The 16,131-nt window shown below is 49.8% G+C and carries 13 protein-coding genes; 8 read left to right on the forward strand and 5 right to left on the reverse strand.

Annotated elements, in window-relative coordinates; genetic code table 11:
- Window positions 1-140 precede the first annotated feature (140 nt).
- The 3 genes from H8710_RS03540 to H8710_RS03550 all read right to left on the reverse strand — a co-directional run bounded on the left by H8710_RS03540 (window position 141) and on the right by H8710_RS03550 (window position 3,457).
- Entirely contained in the window at window positions 141-566 is a 426-nt protein-coding gene (locus H8710_RS03540) for a VOC family protein (protein WP_249294707.1), read from the reverse strand.
- Window positions 567-1,067: 501 nt separating this feature from the next.
- A complete protein-coding gene (feoB, locus tag H8710_RS03545) occupies window positions 1,068-3,125 on the reverse strand; it encodes a ferrous iron transporter B (RefSeq protein WP_249294021.1) in 2,058 nt (685 codons plus the stop codon).
- Between the two features lie 119 nt (window positions 3,126-3,244).
- The gene (locus H8710_RS03550; protein ID WP_249294709.1) at window positions 3,245-3,457 is read right to left on the reverse strand and encodes a FeoA family protein; all 213 of its coding nucleotides are present in this window, start codon (window positions 3,455-3,457) and stop codon (window positions 3,245-3,247) included.
- A 234-nt stretch (window positions 3,458-3,691) separates the two neighbouring features.
- On the opposite strand from H8710_RS03550, the gene H8710_RS03555 reads away from it, so the two are divergent.
- The 8 genes from H8710_RS03555 to rpsI all read left to right on the forward strand — a co-directional run bounded on the left by H8710_RS03555 (window position 3,692) and on the right by rpsI (window position 12,660).
- Window positions 3,692-4,063, forward strand: a complete 372-nt coding sequence (locus H8710_RS03555) for a metal-dependent transcriptional regulator (RefSeq protein ID WP_249294022.1) — start codon at window positions 3,692-3,694, stop codon at window positions 4,061-4,063.
- Window positions 4,064-4,577: 514 nt separating this feature from the next.
- Window positions 4,578-5,663: an ABC transporter ATP-binding protein gene (locus H8710_RS03560; RefSeq protein WP_249294023.1), complete on the forward strand. Its 1,086-nt coding sequence runs from the start codon at window positions 4,578-4,580 to the stop codon at window positions 5,661-5,663.
- Complete coding sequence (locus H8710_RS03565) at window positions 5,663-6,364, forward strand: ABC transporter permease subunit (RefSeq protein ID WP_249294024.1); 702 nt, start codon at window positions 5,663-5,665, stop codon at window positions 6,362-6,364. The genes H8710_RS03560 and H8710_RS03565 overlap by 1 nt, the downstream gene beginning before the upstream one ends.
- Window positions 6,365-6,415: 51 nt before the next feature.
- A complete protein-coding gene (locus tag H8710_RS03570) occupies window positions 6,416-7,870 on the forward strand; it encodes a GldG family protein (RefSeq protein WP_249294025.1) in 1,455 nt (484 codons plus the stop codon).
- 3 nt (window positions 7,871-7,873) lie between these two features.
- Complete coding sequence (locus H8710_RS03575; RefSeq protein ID WP_249294026.1) at window positions 7,874-9,301, forward strand: DUF4340 domain-containing protein; 1,428 nt, start codon at window positions 7,874-7,876, stop codon at window positions 9,299-9,301.
- A gap of 67 nt (window positions 9,302-9,368) precedes the next feature.
- Entirely contained in the window at window positions 9,369-11,516 is a 2,148-nt protein-coding gene (locus tag H8710_RS03580) for a Tex family protein (RefSeq protein ID WP_249294027.1), read from the forward strand.
- 294 nt (window positions 11,517-11,810) lie between these two features.
- Complete coding sequence (gene rplM, locus H8710_RS03585; protein ID WP_249294028.1) at window positions 11,811-12,239, forward strand: 50S ribosomal protein L13; 429 nt, start codon at window positions 11,811-11,813, stop codon at window positions 12,237-12,239.
- A gap of 22 nt (window positions 12,240-12,261) precedes the next feature.
- Entirely contained in the window at window positions 12,262-12,660 is a 399-nt protein-coding gene (rpsI, locus tag H8710_RS03590; protein WP_249294029.1) for a 30S ribosomal protein S9, read from the forward strand.
- Between the two features lie 78 nt (window positions 12,661-12,738).
- On the opposite strand, the gene H8710_RS03595 is transcribed toward rpsI, so the two are convergent.
- Window positions 12,739-12,939 carry a DUF6774 domain-containing protein gene (locus tag H8710_RS03595; RefSeq protein ID WP_249294030.1) on the reverse strand — a complete coding sequence of 67 codons (201 nt, stop codon included), beginning with the start codon at window positions 12,937-12,939 and terminating at the stop codon, window positions 12,739-12,741.
- 108 nt (window positions 12,940-13,047) lie between these two features.
- Complete coding sequence (locus H8710_RS03600) at window positions 13,048-16,089, reverse strand: glycoside hydrolase family 2 TIM barrel-domain containing protein (protein WP_249294031.1); 3,042 nt, start codon at window positions 16,087-16,089, stop codon at window positions 13,048-13,050.
- Window positions 16,090-16,131 lie beyond the last annotated feature (42 nt).

Consider the following 16,131-nt stretch of genomic DNA (forward strand, 5'->3'; position numbering starts at 1 on the left):
TTAGGTTCCCTTAATCGTTTTAAAGGACAGAGACAGGGCGGCCTTCTTGGACGTCAGCCGCCTTTTGATCGGATAAAGCGGGTGCTTTAATGCGCCTGGAACCAAGAAAGAAGACCTTTTTATTGCGCAGTGAGTGAGTATTATAACAGCGCAAAATCGGGACTCTCAAACACTGTTTTCATTTGGCATAAGCAAAAAGGGTGTCCGGCGGGGTCGAGCATCACTCTCCAATCGTCAGAAAACTGATTTTCTGCGATTGTCGCCCCGCAATGAACGGCATATTGAATGGCTTCATCCAGATTATTTACAGCAAAGTCCAAATGCGCCATTTGCTGTTGAGCACCGGTTTTTTCCGGCCATACCGGCGGTTTATATTGGGGATTCCGCTGAAATGTAATACCGGGATACGCCCCCTGCTCCGCTCCCGGAGCGCCTACACAAGCGTAATCTTCATTGTGAAAAGGTATTTCCCACTTGAGAAGCGCTGCATAGAACTTTGCCAACTCATAAGGCTCTGTACAATCCACAGTAAATGCGTACATTTTGATTTTTAATTCATCATTCATCATGTAATTCCCTCCAAAATAAAAAATTATTGTAACTTTAAAGGTCAAAGACAAAATGCTTTGACAGGCAAGTGACTTTGCCATATGTAAGGCGCCTTAATTGTACTTTTCCATTTTAGCATATGGTCGTTACTGATATCAAGCCATATGGTGAGGCCGGGGCTGATCAGCAAAAGAAACAACAGAGGCTTGGGGCACCCTCCGTAAGGAAGGTGCCCCAAGGCTTTTGTAGGGCGGCACGCCCTGAGTTAGTCCACACGCTTTTAGGCTGTAATTGGGATTGTGGGTGTCACAATCCGATGCTTGCTATCCCTGTGGACATCATTTTGCCTTTCGCCGTTTCACCTGAATGTCACGACCGCCACTACATTTCCCGCCGCATTGCTTGGAGTACGGACAGCCGACACAGGTTTCGCCACACTTTTTTGCTTTGTGCAGATACCACACGATACCGCCTATAATCCCCATTAGAATTACAATGATTATAAAATTTTCCATAACTTATTTACTCACCGCATATCCCATATGCTTTGATTCGCTCAAAGCATATTCCATTTTCATCTTTTTCTTGGTATTCGCCATCAATCCTATAACCACGGCAATCATAACAACAACTGCCGCCAAGCCTGCAAGAGCCGCACCGATATTCAGCGCAGCAGGCGCAGTAATCAGCGTACCAACAGTATATACAAGATATGCCACGGTAAAGCCAACACCAAGTTGTAAACCGATACCGCCTAAAACCCATTTTGTACTTTTCATTTCCGAGTTCATAGCCCCTATCGCTGCAAAGCAAGGCGGAGTATAGAGGTTGAACATCAAGTAGGCAAGTGCCGCCACCTTGGTAATTGCCAAAATGCCCGCAACCTCTGCGCCTGCCCCCTCCATTAAAGCGAGTTCTTCTGTATCAATCAGATTTTCAAGTCCTACAAAGCAAACAGCTAATGTGCCTACAACATTTTCCTTTGCGATAAATCCTGTAACTGCTGCCGCCGCAAGTTGCCAACTGAGAACGCCCACAATCGGTAGGAGCAAGTAAGCGAACGGAGAGGCGATTGACGCCAAAATAGAGGAATCTGCCGTTTCAGCCACCTGAAAATCCCAAGTAAAGGTCTGCATAATCTGAACAGCTGTATTACAAAGAAGAATGATGGTAGCCGCTTTTACGATATATGCTTTTCCTCGGCTGCACATTGATTTGAATGCACCCCAAAGGGAAGGTGCTTTATATTCGGGCAGTTCAATAATAAAGAAGGATTTTCTTGCCTTATATCCTGCAATCTTATTCACAAGCAGAGCGCCAAGGAAAATAAGTGCAATACCTGAAGCGTACATCAAAAAGCTGACCCAGCCTGCATTGTCAAAAAATGCTCCTGCAAACAAAGAGATAACCGGGATTTTTGCACCGCAGGGCATAAAGGGCGCCAGCATTGCCGTTGCTCTGCGCTCACGCTCATTTCGGATTGTCCGGCTTGCCATAATACCGGGAACGGCACAGCCAATCGTAATAACAAACGGAATTACCGATTTACCTGAAAGACCGACCTTCTTAAAGATGGGATCAAGTACAACCGCCGCACGGGATAAATAACCACAATCTTCCAAAAGCGCAATCAGGAAGTACATGACCATAACAAGCGGCAGAAATCCGACAACGGCAATCACACCGCCGATTACGCCGTCGACAAGCAAAGCGGAAAGCAATGGATTTGCATTTTCCAAAAGATCGCCAACCCAGCCTTGGAACATTTCAAGCAAAGGAACAAGTCCGGGGATAAAGGTATCTCCAACCTCCACGCCTTCTGCAATCCAAGTGCCAAGCCAAGTTTGCGAAATCTGGAATACAAGGAACATTACAACTGCAAAAATCGGAATGCCAAGCCATTTATTTGTAAGCACAGCGTCGATTTTGTCGTTGATGTTTTTATCCTTCGTTAAAACCTTGCGGCTTTCTACCGCCTTTACGATTTTGTTTACAAATTCAAATCGCTTACGATCAGCCGCCTCAACAGCCTGCTTATTGGTCAAGTCAATGCTATCCTGTATGTATGGTGCGGATTGGACAGTGCCTGATTGTGAAACTGCTGTTTCAATAACTTTTTTCAAGCCTTCGGCAGAAACAGACACAGTATCGATAACGGGACAGTTCAATTTTTCAGATAACAAAGCCGTATCAATTTCTGTCCCTTTTTTCTCATTCAAGTCGCTTTTGTTCAAAGCCACAATCACAGGAATACCCAATTCCAAAAGCTGTGTGGTAAAGAAAAGACTGCGGCTTAGATTTGTAGCATCTACAATATTAATGATAGCATCTGGGTTTTCCTTTTTCACATAAGAGCTTGTAATACTTTCCTCACTTGTGAATGGGGACATTGAATAAGCACCCGGAAGATCGACAGCAATTATCTGCTGTTCTCTAGCATACGCCTTTTTGACGGGATGTTCTTTTTTGTCTACGGTAACACCCGCCCAGTTACCGACTTTTTCATTTCGTCCGGTAAGAGCGTTATACATCGTGGTTTTGCCGGAGTTCGGATTGCCTGTCAAAGCAATTCTCATAATGGTATCCTCCTGTAAATTGATTTTTCAAAATCCTTGCGGATTAAGTTGTTATTTTATTTGGTTAGCAAACGCTAACCAAATGGGTGAAAGGTAAGCCAAAGCGATACCTTTGCATCCTATACAACAATCGCTTCGGCTAATTGGCTGTCAATATTATATCTTCCGTCTTTGATGGAAACAACACACCCGTCCTTTAGATGTGAAACAACCGTGATACGCTCACCGTTGTAACAACCGAGTGAAAACAGAAACGCATTTAATTCGTCATCGTCTGTTTTGATTTGCTTAATAATATATTCCGTACCTTCATTGGCGTTTCGTAAAGTCATATATGTCACCACTCTCTCCTCTCAAAGGTAACCCTTTTAATTAGCGATCGCTAACTGATGGTCTGAAAATGTAGTTAGCATTCGCTAACTACAGGCAGTATATATCTTATTTGCCGACTTGTCAAGACCTTATATGAAAAATATCTGCTTTTTCCCAAGTTGATTTTTTGGATAGATTGTGATAAAATATATTTTCAAAATATATCAGATATACATTTTTAGGGAGTAATCACTATGTCGCTGAAAGAATCCGGGGAAATGTACCTCGAAACAATATATATTTTATCGCAAATAGGTTCGCCTGTCCGTTCTTTGGATATTGCTGAATATATGGGATATTCCAAGCCCAGCGTCAGCCGTGCAGTAGGCTTGCTGCGAAATGCAGAATATATCTCTGTCAATCACGACGGGTATATCACACTAACAAAGACCGGCAATGAAATTGCGGCAAAAATTTATGATAGGCACATCACTTTAACTAAAGCTCTGATGTTGCTTGGTGTAGATGAAGAAATAGCAACAGAAGATGCCTGCAAGATAGAGCACGCTATCAGCGATAAATCTTTTGCGGCAATCAAAAAACATCTTGCCGAATATGATAACTGAAAAAATTTCAATATCTAAAACAGCAGATTGAAAAGGCACTCAAAGGGAAATATTAAAACCCTTCGAGTGCTTTTGTTTTAGTTAAATATCAAATTTCTGTTTACAACCTCCGGTTGCTCTGTTGAAAATGCTATTCGTTGCTCTAACCCAAGCCATTTGGTCGGTCGCTTTAAGTTCTTCGGTCACTCCCTCACGAAGTGTCTCCCTTTCCGTTGCGTTTTTTGTCCTTTTGTGCTATACTTGCCCTATATAGGCAGGAGAGAATTTTTCAAAGCGCCGTGGGCGCTTTTTCTCTTGTCTGGAAGACGGCCTTGTCATTTTGATGCAAAATAACGAATATTATCCCGAATTTCCGGCAATTTTTTTAGGATTTGTTTACAAATCCACGTCGGTTTTTTGCTAAAATGAAAGGGCAGTTTTGCATATCAACGCGTTATTGCGGAAAATTTGACAGGTGAGCTTGCTTTTATGACAGACTCAACCATCGAATCAAAAAAGAAATGGAGTTTTGGGAATGATCGAGGTATCAAAACTCACCAAATGTTACGGTGACAAGCGCGCGGTGGACAATGTGAGCTTTACCGTCAACCAGGGTGAAATCCTAGGGTTTCTCGGCCCAAACGGCGCGGGAAAATCCACCACAATGAATATTCTGACCGGATACATATCCTCTACGTCCGGGGAGGCAAAAATCGATGGGTTCGACATTTTGGAGAACCCCACCGAGGCTAAAAAACGTATCGGCTACCTGCCGGAGCATCCGCCCCTGTATTTGGACATGACTGTCTGGTCGTATCTGGAGTTTGTCTATCAGCTCAAAAAGGTGCAGCTTCCTATGAAGGAGCATCTGGAGCAGATCTGCCGTAAGGTGAAGATTGAAAACGTCCAGCACCGTATCATCAAAAACCTCTCGAAAGGTTACCGCCAGCGGGTGGGCTTTGCCCAGGCCCTTGTGGGCAATCCGGAGGTGCTGATTCTTGACGAGCCTACCGTAGGCTTGGACCCCAAGCAGATCATTGATATCCGCAACCTTATCAAATCTCTCGGTGAAGACCATACTGTTATCCTTTCGTCCCACATTTTGCCTGAAATACAGGCAATCTGCGACCGGGTTGTCATTATAAACAACGGTGTTATCGTCGCTGATGACACGGCGGACAACCTGTCGAAAAATATGAGCGATGATTTCCGCTACACAGCCCGCATCGAAGGGCCGGAAGGGGAGCTTATCAGTATCCTCAGGCAGATTCCCGACATGGTGGAAGTGATCCCTCTGGGAGAGAAGGAGCCCGGTGTCTGCGAATTTATCCTGGAAGCCAAGCCAGAGGCCGATATTCGCCGTCCGCTGTTTGACGCGGTGTCGGCAAATCAATACCGGATTCTGGGCCTCAAGTCTAACGAGATGACGCTGGAGGACATCTTTTTGCAGCTTACCTCCGGGGATACCCAGAATATCCATGTTTCCGAAATCCTGCCGGATGGGCAGCAAAAAGAACAAATACAGTCAGGGGCGGCAGAAATCGCGGGACAGTTCTTTGACCAAGATAATTCTGACGAAGCAGAGACTGGTACAGAAGATGCAGATGGAGGTGAGGAGTAATGGCAGCGATTTTCAGAAGGGAGTTTTCTTCCTATTTTACTTCTCCCATCGGGTACATCTATCTGACAGTGTTTTACTTCTTCTCCGGTATGTTCTTTAACAGTGTGGTCACTGCAAATTCTACCGACGTGACTCCGGTATTCAGTTCGCTGTTTCTGATTTTGTTGATTCTCATTCCGCTGTTGACCATGCGTCTTTTGAGCGAAGAGAAAAAACAGAAAACCGATCAGCTGCTTTTGACCTCTCCGGTGAGCCTGTCGGGGCTTGTGTACGGAAAATTTTTGGCGGCGTTTTGCATTTACGCTATGGGCATCGCCGTGACCCTCGTCTATTCGGTGATTTTGGCCGGCTTTGCTTCCCCTCAGTGGATGGTGGTCGCCGGGAACATTCTGGGTGCGCTGCTTTTGGGCTTTGCCATGATTTCCATCGGGCTTTTCATCTCTTCTCTCACCGAGAACCAGATGATCGCCGCTGTGGGAAGTTTTGCCGCTATGTTGTTCATCTGGCTGATGGATGCTTTTACCAGTCTGATTTCGGTAAAATGGATTTCCGAGGTTCTGCTCAGCATCTCCTTTATGGCCCGGTATTCTGAATTTACATCGGGTATACTCAACCTCTCAAATGTACTGTACTTTTTAAGCGTCGGCGTCATTTTTAACTTCCTCACCGTCCGGGTGCTGGAAAAGAGGCGCTGGAGCTAAGAGACCGTTTGAAACGACTGACTTTACAAGGAAAAGGAATGGTAGGCAGAAATGAAGAAAAACATTTTCAACAACCGGCGCTTCAAACACGGTTCTCTCGCCACTATTATGACGATTGGGCTGATTGTGTTGGTGGTGCTTGTGAATATCATCGCTTCGATGGTCGCTGACCGGCTACCGGTCAACATCGATTTGACCGACAACCAGATGTACGAACTCTCCCAGGAATCTGTGGATTATGTAAAACAGCTCAAAGAGCCGGTCACAATCGAAGTGTTCGCCTCGGAAGACGATTTTAATAAGATGGGACAAATGTATGGCTTTGAGCAGTTCACAAAACAGGCGATGGAGTTGTTCAAAAAATACAGCCTTTACGGTGATGTAACTGTAAATTACCTGGACCCTTACACCAACCCGGATATCCTGTCCAAGTACCCTAAAGAAAGCCTTGGACTGGGAAGCGTGGTGGTTTCCTGCGGGGACCGTTACCGCGCTCTCGCTTTGTTCGACTTGTTTAACCTTGATTCCCAGACGGGGATGGTGGTTTCCTCCAAAGTGGAAAACGCGGTGACAAACGCCATCATGCTGGTGACAAACGCCAATCCCACCACTGTTACTGTGCTGACCGGCGTAAATACTGGAGATGTGTCGGGACTGACTAGCTTATTGAAATCCAATGGATATCTGATTCAGGAAACCGACATTCTCACAGGCCAGATTGATCCTAATTCCTCTATTGTGATTTTGGCGGCTCCTATGGTTGACATTCCCGCCGAGTCTTTGAAAAAAATAGATGAATATCTGGACAACGGAGGCAAAAATCTCTATTATTTTGCTGATCCGACCCAGCCGAAGCTCCCCAATGTGGAAGAATTTTTGAGCGAGTGGGGAATTGGGGTAGGAACCGGAACTGTTGTGGAAACGGATGAAAACAAAATTTTCTTTGACCGCAGCTTTGTTATGCAAAATTACGGAGGCACTAGCTTTACAGAGGGCCTCGGCACCACGCAAAATGCGATTTTAGCCGTTCAGTACCGTCCTATTGAACAGCTCTTTACTGAAAACTCCAACCGCACGACCCAAGCGCTGATGTATTCCTTTGATACGGCAGCTTTGATGCCCGCCAACTCTGAAAGTGATTGGCAGCCTTCCAGCGACACTGAGACCAAGAGCTACAACGCCTTAGTATTAGGACAGCGTACCGTTTTAGAGGGGAATGATCAAAAAACCTCTTCTGTTGCAGTATTTGGCTCGACGCTGATAGCCGACCAGAGCATATTGTCCATGACAGCTCTCAATAATGCGGAGTATCTTGTCAACATGAGCAATATCTTGTGCGATAAAGAGGACAGCGGCGTCATCATTACTGAAAAGACTTCTGGTAATCAGACTTTGGGCATCAGCAACACCCAGAAAACCGTCATTAATCTGGTGTTCCAGTATCTGCTGCCTGTGGCGATCATTGTTGCAGGCGTGGTGGTTTGGGCACGCAGGAGGAATCGGTAATCTATGAATAAAAAAGTAAAATCTATCCTTATCGGAGGCATTGTGCTGCTGCTTTTGGTTGCCGCTGTCGTGGTGCTGAAGCTGACTGAAAAACCGGCTGAGCAGGAAAACTCTTCCTCGTCTTCCGATTCTTCGGTGATTATGCTGTGGCAGGCGGATCGGGAAGAAGTGGTAAAAGTCGCCGTGGAAAATGAAAAGGGTGGCTATGTTGCAGAGGCCAGGGAGGACAAAAACTTGACCATCCCTGCCATCGCCGAAGGATATAGGCTCAAAAACAACGATTTTGTGACGTTACAAAACAGTATGGCAACGCTGACGGCTACCCGGATCGTGGAAGAAAATCCAGAGGACCTGTCAAAATACGACCTGACAGAGCCGGCAGTTATCGCTGTGGCGACCCTTTCAGATGGAACAGTGAACACTGTCCGAATTGGCGGACAGCTTCCTACCAGCGGCGGATATTATGCCCAGGTCAACGACGATACCACCGTCTATGCTGTTGCAAATGTCGATGTGGATAAGTTGTTTTACGGGGAAGCGGATTTCCTGGACTTGAACATCCTTACTGCTCCCGAATCCGGCGAGGCAGATATCTCCCGTATCCAGGTGGACGGAGCGGGATTTGCCGATAAGCCCCTGATTTTGGAGGAAGTCCCCGGGGACAGCGGATACGGAAGCGGCTACAACATCGTAAGCCCCATTTCCGCGGGACTTAATTCCACCACTGGACAGCCGCTGGTGACAGGGCTTCAGAGCCTGACGGCCAGTGAAGCCGCCGCCATTGCGAAATCAGGGGAGGACAAAGCCCAATACGGCTTCGACGCGCCCTATGCGGTGGTATCTTACACCCGGGACGGAAAAGATGGCGCGCTGTACATCGGCGATGAGACGACCTTAGAGGACGGCACCGCCGCCCGCTATCTGATGACGCAGGACAGCGGCGTCATATACACAGTGACGGTTGCAAACCTGCCGTGGATTACCGCCGACATTGATAACCTGTTTTCCAGCTTGCTCCTCATCCCGAGCATCGACACGGTGGACACCGTTACCGTTCTGGCGGGAGGGGAAACCTACACCTTTAAATCCAGTGGCGATGTGCAGAACATCGAAGCCACAGTAAATGGAAACGAGATGGACCCGGACAATTATCGGACCATGTACGAGTTTTTGATTTCCGCTTCGGCAAAGGAGATTAACTACGGCTCTGAAAAAGGCAATTCCCTGGCCCAAATTACATTCCATTACAGGGACGGCGCCAAATCGGACGACACCATAGAATTCTTCTCCATCGCAGGAGGAAGCGACCGGAAATGCATCATTTCTTTAAACGGCAGCGACAGCTTTCTTACCGAGACCCGGTATGTCGACAAACTGACCGCAAACTGCCAGAAGGTATTAGACGGAGGAGCACCTTCGCTGGACTACTAATCAATTGGATTTTGCAGGACGGAGAAATCCGTCCTGTTTTCCTCTAAAAAGACGAAAGGGCATTTTTATGGACATCAACAAAAAACTGGCCGAGGAGTTTTCCGTCGGCCTTCATCAAATCGAAAACACGGTAAAGCTCATTGACGAGGGGAACACCATCCCCTTCATCGCCCGGTACCGCAAAGAGGCGACCGGCTCTTTGGACGACCAGGTGCTCCGGGAAATCCACGAGCGGTTAGAGTACCTGCGAGGCCTGGAAAAGCGCAAGGAGGAAATCGTCGCCGCCATCGAGGGGCAGGAAAAGATGACCGACGAGCTGCGGGAGGCCATCGACGGGGCCAAAACCCTGGCCGAATTGGACGACCTCTACAGGCCCTACCGGCCCAAGCGGAAAACCAGGGCTTCGGTCGCGCGGGAGAAAGGTTTGGAGCCTTTGTCCCAGTTTATCATGGAGCAGAAAATCTGTGATTTGAACGGCGAAGCGGAGAAATATGTGGACGAGGAAAAAGGGGTGTTGAACGCCGAGGAAGCGATCGCTGGGGCTCAGGACATCATCGCCGAGGATATTTCAGACGACGCGAACGTGAGAAAAGAGCTCCGGGCCTTTGTTTTCCGCACCGGCAAGGTGGTGACAAAAGCCGCCGACCCGGAGGCTCAGTCGGTTTACGAGATGTACTACGAGTTTTCCGAGCCAGTGAACAAAATCGCCGGTCACCGGGTTTTGGCCATTGAGCGGGGCGAACGGGAAGAATTTTTAAAGGTTTCGGTGGAAATCGACGAAGCTGCGGCTGTGGGCGCCCTTCAGAAAAACTACGTCAGGGCGAAAAATCCCTGCGGCGAAATCGTGGCGGCGGCCTGCGCGGACAGCTTTTCCAGGCTGATTTACCCCTCCATTGAGCGGGAAATCCGAAACGTCCTCTTCGAGGACGCCAGCGCCCAGGCCATCAAGGTCTTTTCCGCCAATCTGCGGCAGCTTTTGATGCAGCCGCCGGTCAAGGATTCGGTGACCCTGGGATTTGACCCCGCTTACCGCACCGGCTGCAAAATCGCCGTGGTGGACGGGACGGGCAAGGTGCTGGACACCACGGTGGTGTACCCCACCATGCCCCACAACGACATCCCCGGGGCGAAGAAAAAGCTCACAGAGCTCATCAAAAAATACCATGTAAACACCATCGCCATCGGAAACGGCACCGCCTCCCGGGAAAGCGAGAAATTTGTAGCCGAGCTCATCAAAGAGCTGGACGAGCCGGTAAGCTACATGGTGGTATCCGAGGCGGGGGCTTCGGTCTACTCGGCCTCCAAGCTAGCGGCGGAGGAATTCCCCCAGTTTGACGTGTCGCTGCGGTCGGCGGTGTCCATCGCCCGACGGCTCCAGGACCCGCTGGCCGAGCTTGTAAAAATCGACCCCAAGGCCATCGGAGTGGGGCAGTACCAGCACGACATGGCGCCGAAGCAGCTCTCCGAGGCTCTGGATGGGGTGGTGGAGTCCTGCGTCAACTTGGTGGGTGTCGATTTAAACACCGCCTCCCAGCCCCTTTTGGCAAAGGTTGCGGGCATTAACAGCGGCGTGGCCAAAAACATCGTTATCTATCGGGAGGAAAACGGGGCTTTCTCCGACCGGAAGCAGCTTTTGAAGGTTGCAAAGCTGGGCAAAAAGGCCTTTGAGCAGTGCGCCGGATTCCTGCGGATTCTGGGCGGCAAGTCGATTCTCGACAACACCGGCGTCCACCCGGAGTCCTACAAGGCGGCCGAGGGGCTGTTAAAAGAGTGCGGCTACAGCCTCAAGGACGCGGAGCAGGGAAACCTCAGTGAGTTAAAGGCCCGGGCGGACGAAATCGGTATTCGGGTATTGGCCGAGCGGCTTGAGGTGGGTGAGCCGACCCTCCGGGACATCATCGAGGAGCTTTTAAAGCCCGGACGGGACCCTCGCGACGAGCTGCCGCCCCCCATGCTCCGTACCGACGTCATGGAGATGAAGGATTTAAAGGCTGGGATGGAGCTCAAAGGCACTGTCCGCAACGTTATCGACTTTGGGGCCTTTGTGGACATCGGCGTCCATCAGGATGGGCTGGTCCACATCTCGCAAATCTGCGACCGGTACATCAAACACCCTCTGGAAGTGGTCAAGGTGGGGGATGTGGTGACAGTCTGGGTGCTGGACGTAGACCTTCAAAAGAAACGCATCTCTTTGACCATGAAAAAGCCCAAGTAATTTACCGGCAAAATGCTCATGAATCCTCTCGATTTCTCCCGATTTTGCGCCAAAACAGACAAATGGCCCAAAATGAAATGAAAAATGAGAAATTGAGAGATAACGAGTATAACTGAGAGATTAAGAGAGAATTGGGGACTTAAATGAAAAAACGGCTGATTTTCAGATTGACATGGAGCCCCCTGTTTCGTATAATAAATCTTGTTGTGAAAACGAAAAGCAGGAATTCTCGTATTTTTGCGCGTTTTTGATTGTAAAAACGAGTTTTCGAAGAAAAATTTGGAGGTAAAAGATATGTCTACTACAATGCCAAAAGCAGCTGACATCAGCCGTAAATGGTATGTGCTCGACGCCGCCGGCAAACCCCTGGGCCGCGTTGCTGCAAAAGCCGCCGATTTGCTCCGCGGCAAACATAAACCTACCTTTGCTCCTCACATGGACTGCGGCGACCACGTCGTCATCATCAACTGTGAGAAAGCAGTTCTGACCGGCAACAAGCTGGAGCAGAAATACTACCGCTGGCACACCGGCTGGGTAGGCCACCTGAAAGAAATCAAATACGCACATTTGATGGAAGCCAATCCCGAAAAGGCGATGATGCTTGCAGTGAAGGGCATGGTTCCTGACACTGTAATCGGCCGTCAGGCACTTCGTCGTCTCAGAACATACAGAGGGGCTGAGCACAAAAATCAGGCTCAGAAACCCGAAGTATGTGAGTTTTAATCAGTGAAGGGAGGCAATTTGAATGTACGAATCTAAACCATATTTTTATGGCACCGGCAGAAGAAAAAGCTCTGTCGCAAGAGTAAGAGTTTACCAGGGCACCGGCAACATCACCATCAACGGCCGTGACATCGGAGAGTATTTCGGCCTGGATACGCTGAAACTCATCGTTCGTCAGCCCCTCGCACTGACCGAGACCGAGGGTAAATTTGACATCGTCTGCACCGTCCAGGGCGGCGGCGTTACCGGCCAGGCAGGCGCAATCCGCCACGGCTTGTCCCGCGCTCTGCTTCAGTACGACGCAGAACTCCGTCCCGCCCTCAAGAAGGCTGGATTCCTGACCCGTGACCCGAGAATGAAAGAGCGTAAGAAATACGGTCTTAAAGCTGCTCGCCGCGCACCTCAGTTCTCCAAACGTTAGTTTTGGATTTTATCGAAATGCAAAAGCCCTGCCGGGAAACCGGCGGGGCTTTGTTTTGTACCTATTTAAGAGGACATATCAGTGGTTGTCTGAACTACGGGAGCATTTTTTCTCACAGCAGGCTTCGATGGCTGCACGCTGAACCGCTATAGTGGCGAGTACGTCGCCAATCTGGGTAAAAACGGCTGCCAAAATACCGATTTCCTCGGTGGAGCGGTCTTGGGCCAGGCCGATAGCGGCGGCGGTGGTTACGGTTGCGAGTTCTTCGGGGCAGAGCATGGTATCACCTCGTTACCAAGTATATGGAGATTTCCGGGATTCATGCGAATTTTTGCCGGCTGCGCAAAAAGAGCACAGCGTTTTGCTGTGCTCTTTTCTCATGCTGGTTTACTTTAACTTAACGGGGGAGAGTTCCAGGCGGAAGGTGAATTCCAGTTCCTCAAACCGGTATTCCTTCTGTGGGGCGGGGCCGCAGGAGCCGGAGCCGATGCCGTACTGCTTGTAGTCGAGACAAAGTACGGTGTGTCCGGATTCTGTGAGCTCATAGGCGTGCTTTTTGCTCCCCAGCTCCTCCTGGGTATAGTGAGAGGCATTAAAGGAAAATGTGTCGGACGAGGAGGCGAACAGGGCGGTCTCCCCGTCGGAGAGGCAGGCGTAGCGGCAGCCGAAATGGCTTCCGTTTTCCTGAGGCTTCAGATAATTTTCGTGGAGTTCCCGGACGGTGGAATCAAACCGGGAAAGCCAGCTGGAACGGCGTTTGTCCATATAGCTTTCGTTGGGGCCGTAGCCGAAATACTCCACCTGCTCCATGTGATTGGGTAGGAAAGCGCGGATGCCGAAACGGGGGAGGCTGGGGAATTCCGGATCCCGCTTGACGTCAAGATTTACTTTGACGGTTCCGTCGGAACAGACGGTCCATGTCGCTTCCACGTCGAGAATCCGCTGGATATAGACAGCGGAGATGGAGAGGGTGCTTTTGAGCACGATTTCCTTGCCGTTTTGGTTAATCCCGGTGTCGTAGGCGCGGGCGACGATGCGGTCGTAGCCTGCTGTGCGCCACTCCTTGGCGGGGACGAAATCGTTGTCGGTGGGTGCGCGCCAGATGTTGTATTCCATGGGCTTTGTGAGCAGGGTACGGTTTTCAAAGACCATCTCGCTGAAAACAGCCCGGTGTTTGTCATAGACATAGCGGAAGTTGCCGCCGGTAACGATGACCTCCCGGTCGGTTTCCTCGTAGGAGAGGGGAGCGCAGAGGCGGGAGGGTGAAAGTTCTGCAAAGCGTTTTTCAGCCGGGGCTCCTTCCGACAGAAGAATTTGGTCAAAGCCCAAAAGATGCCCTTTTTGGGTCAGAGCGGCGTCCTCCCGTTGTTTATAGATAAAACGGATAGCCACATTTCCCTCGGTGGGGAAGACGCAGTCCAAAAAGACCTGTTTCGACTGATGGGGGGCGATGTCCAGCATCCAGCGCTCGGTGATCTCTCCGGTTTCGACGACAAAACCGTCCACTGTGATCTCGTAAAAGACGTCTGCCGCATCTTTTAAGTTTACAAAGTCGAGCTGGTTTGTAAAGCGGAAGCATTTTTTGGAAAGGTCCTCCAAGGCGGCGCGAACCGGGCGGATGACGTTTTTGTATTCCAAAAGGCCTGTATGAGGCGTGCGGTCGGGGTAGACGAGACCGTCCATACAGAAGTTTCCGTCATGTGGAAACTCCCCGAAGTCGCCGCCGTAATAGTATTTTTTTCGGCCGTCTGGAGTCCGGCCCATATAGACCGCGTGGTCGCACCACTCCCAGACAAAGCCTCCGCAGAAGTTGTCGTAGGGGAAGAGTTTTTGGTAGTAATCTTCGATATCCCCGGGGCCGTTGCCCATGGCGTGGACATATTCGCAGAGGATCATGGGGCGGGTCTTGGTTTTGTCCTCCAGATAGTCAATGCTTTCCTCAATGGTGGGGTACATCCGGCTGTGGAGGTCGATGTTCTGGGTATCAAGGGGTTTATCCAATCCGTCGGGCAGATAGAAATAGCTCTCATAGTGGGTGGGGCGGGTGTCGTCATAGGATTTTATCCAGGCGGCGGCCTTGACGAAATTGTCGCCGTAGCCCGATTCGTTCCCCAGGCTCCAGATCACCGCCGAGGGGTGGTTTTGGTCCCGGATAACCAGCCGCTGAATCCGGTCGAGAATCGCCTCTTCAAACATGGGGTTGTGGGCGATGCGGGCGTAATTCCATTTGCCCTCTTTGTCGTAAACGGTGCAGACGCCGTGGGTTTCAATGTCCGCTTCGTCGACCACGTAGAATCCAAACCGGTCGCACAGCTCCATAAATTCCGGCGCGTTAGGGTAGTGGCTGGTGCGGATGGCATTTACATTGTGTTCCTTCATCAGCTTCATATCCCGGATCACGTCTTCCATGGTGACGGCGGGGCCTGCGAGGGGGCTGCTGTCGTGGCGGTTGACGCCGCGGAATTTTACCGGCTGGCCGTTGATTTTGAGCACCCGGTTTTCGATTTTCACTTCCCTAAAGCCCACGTTTACCGGTATGTATTCGTCGCCGGAGTTGAGGAGCAGGGTGTAGAGAAAGGGGGTTTCCGCCGTCCAGAGCTTGGGATTCTCAACGGTGAGAGAGAAGAAATTCCCGTCAATAGTCCCCTGAGCGGCCGCCTGGGAAGTCTCGTCCAGAAGGATGTATTCCACGCCGGAAATGCTGCCCTCCGTGTCCAGCTGGACGCTTAGTTCAGCGGAATCGTAAGAATCGTTCAGAACGGTGTTTACCCGGATGTCCCGAATGTGATTTTTGGGGCGTTTGAGGAGGTAAACGTCCCGGAAAATGCCGGAGGAACGGAATTTATCCTGGTCTTCCAGATAACTGCCGTCGCACCATTTGAGCACCAGCACCGAGAGGGTGTTTTCCCCTTGGCGAATGAAATCAGTCACGTCGAATTCAGAGGGGGAATGGGAAACCTGGCTGTAGCCTACAAACTGCCCGTTAAGCCAGACATAAAAGCAGGAATCCACCCCTTCAAAGTTCAGGTACTGCCGCTCGTCCGCCGGTTTCAGATCGAGCTGGAAGCTCGTCTCATAGGCGCCACAGGGGTTGTCCAGAGGGACGTAGGGCGGGTCGTAGGGGAAGGGGTATTTGATGTTGGTGTACTGGTGGTGGTCGTAGCCGTGGCACTGCCACACCGACGGCACCGGTATGATGTCTTTGAAGAAGTCGTCGGTTTCAGCTTCCCAGAAAGGGGTTTTCAGATCGTAAATGCTCTCAAAGTAGCGAAAGCTCCAGCCTCCGTTTAAAAGCTGGAACCGCTCGGAGGATTTGCGTTCTCCCGACAGGGCGGCGTTAACCGAAAAATAAGGGATGTAGTATGCGCGGTTTGGTTCAGTACCAACGTGAAGAATATTAGGGTTTTCATAGTATTTTTCAATCAGCATCCGTTGCACCTCATTATTGTTTCTTTTTGCAATTTTGACCTT

Origin of the sequence: Fumia xinanensis (genome assembly GCF_014384905.1) — a bacterium.
Taxonomy (GTDB): domain Bacteria; phylum Bacillota; class Clostridia; order Oscillospirales; family Ruminococcaceae; genus Fumia; species Fumia xinanensis.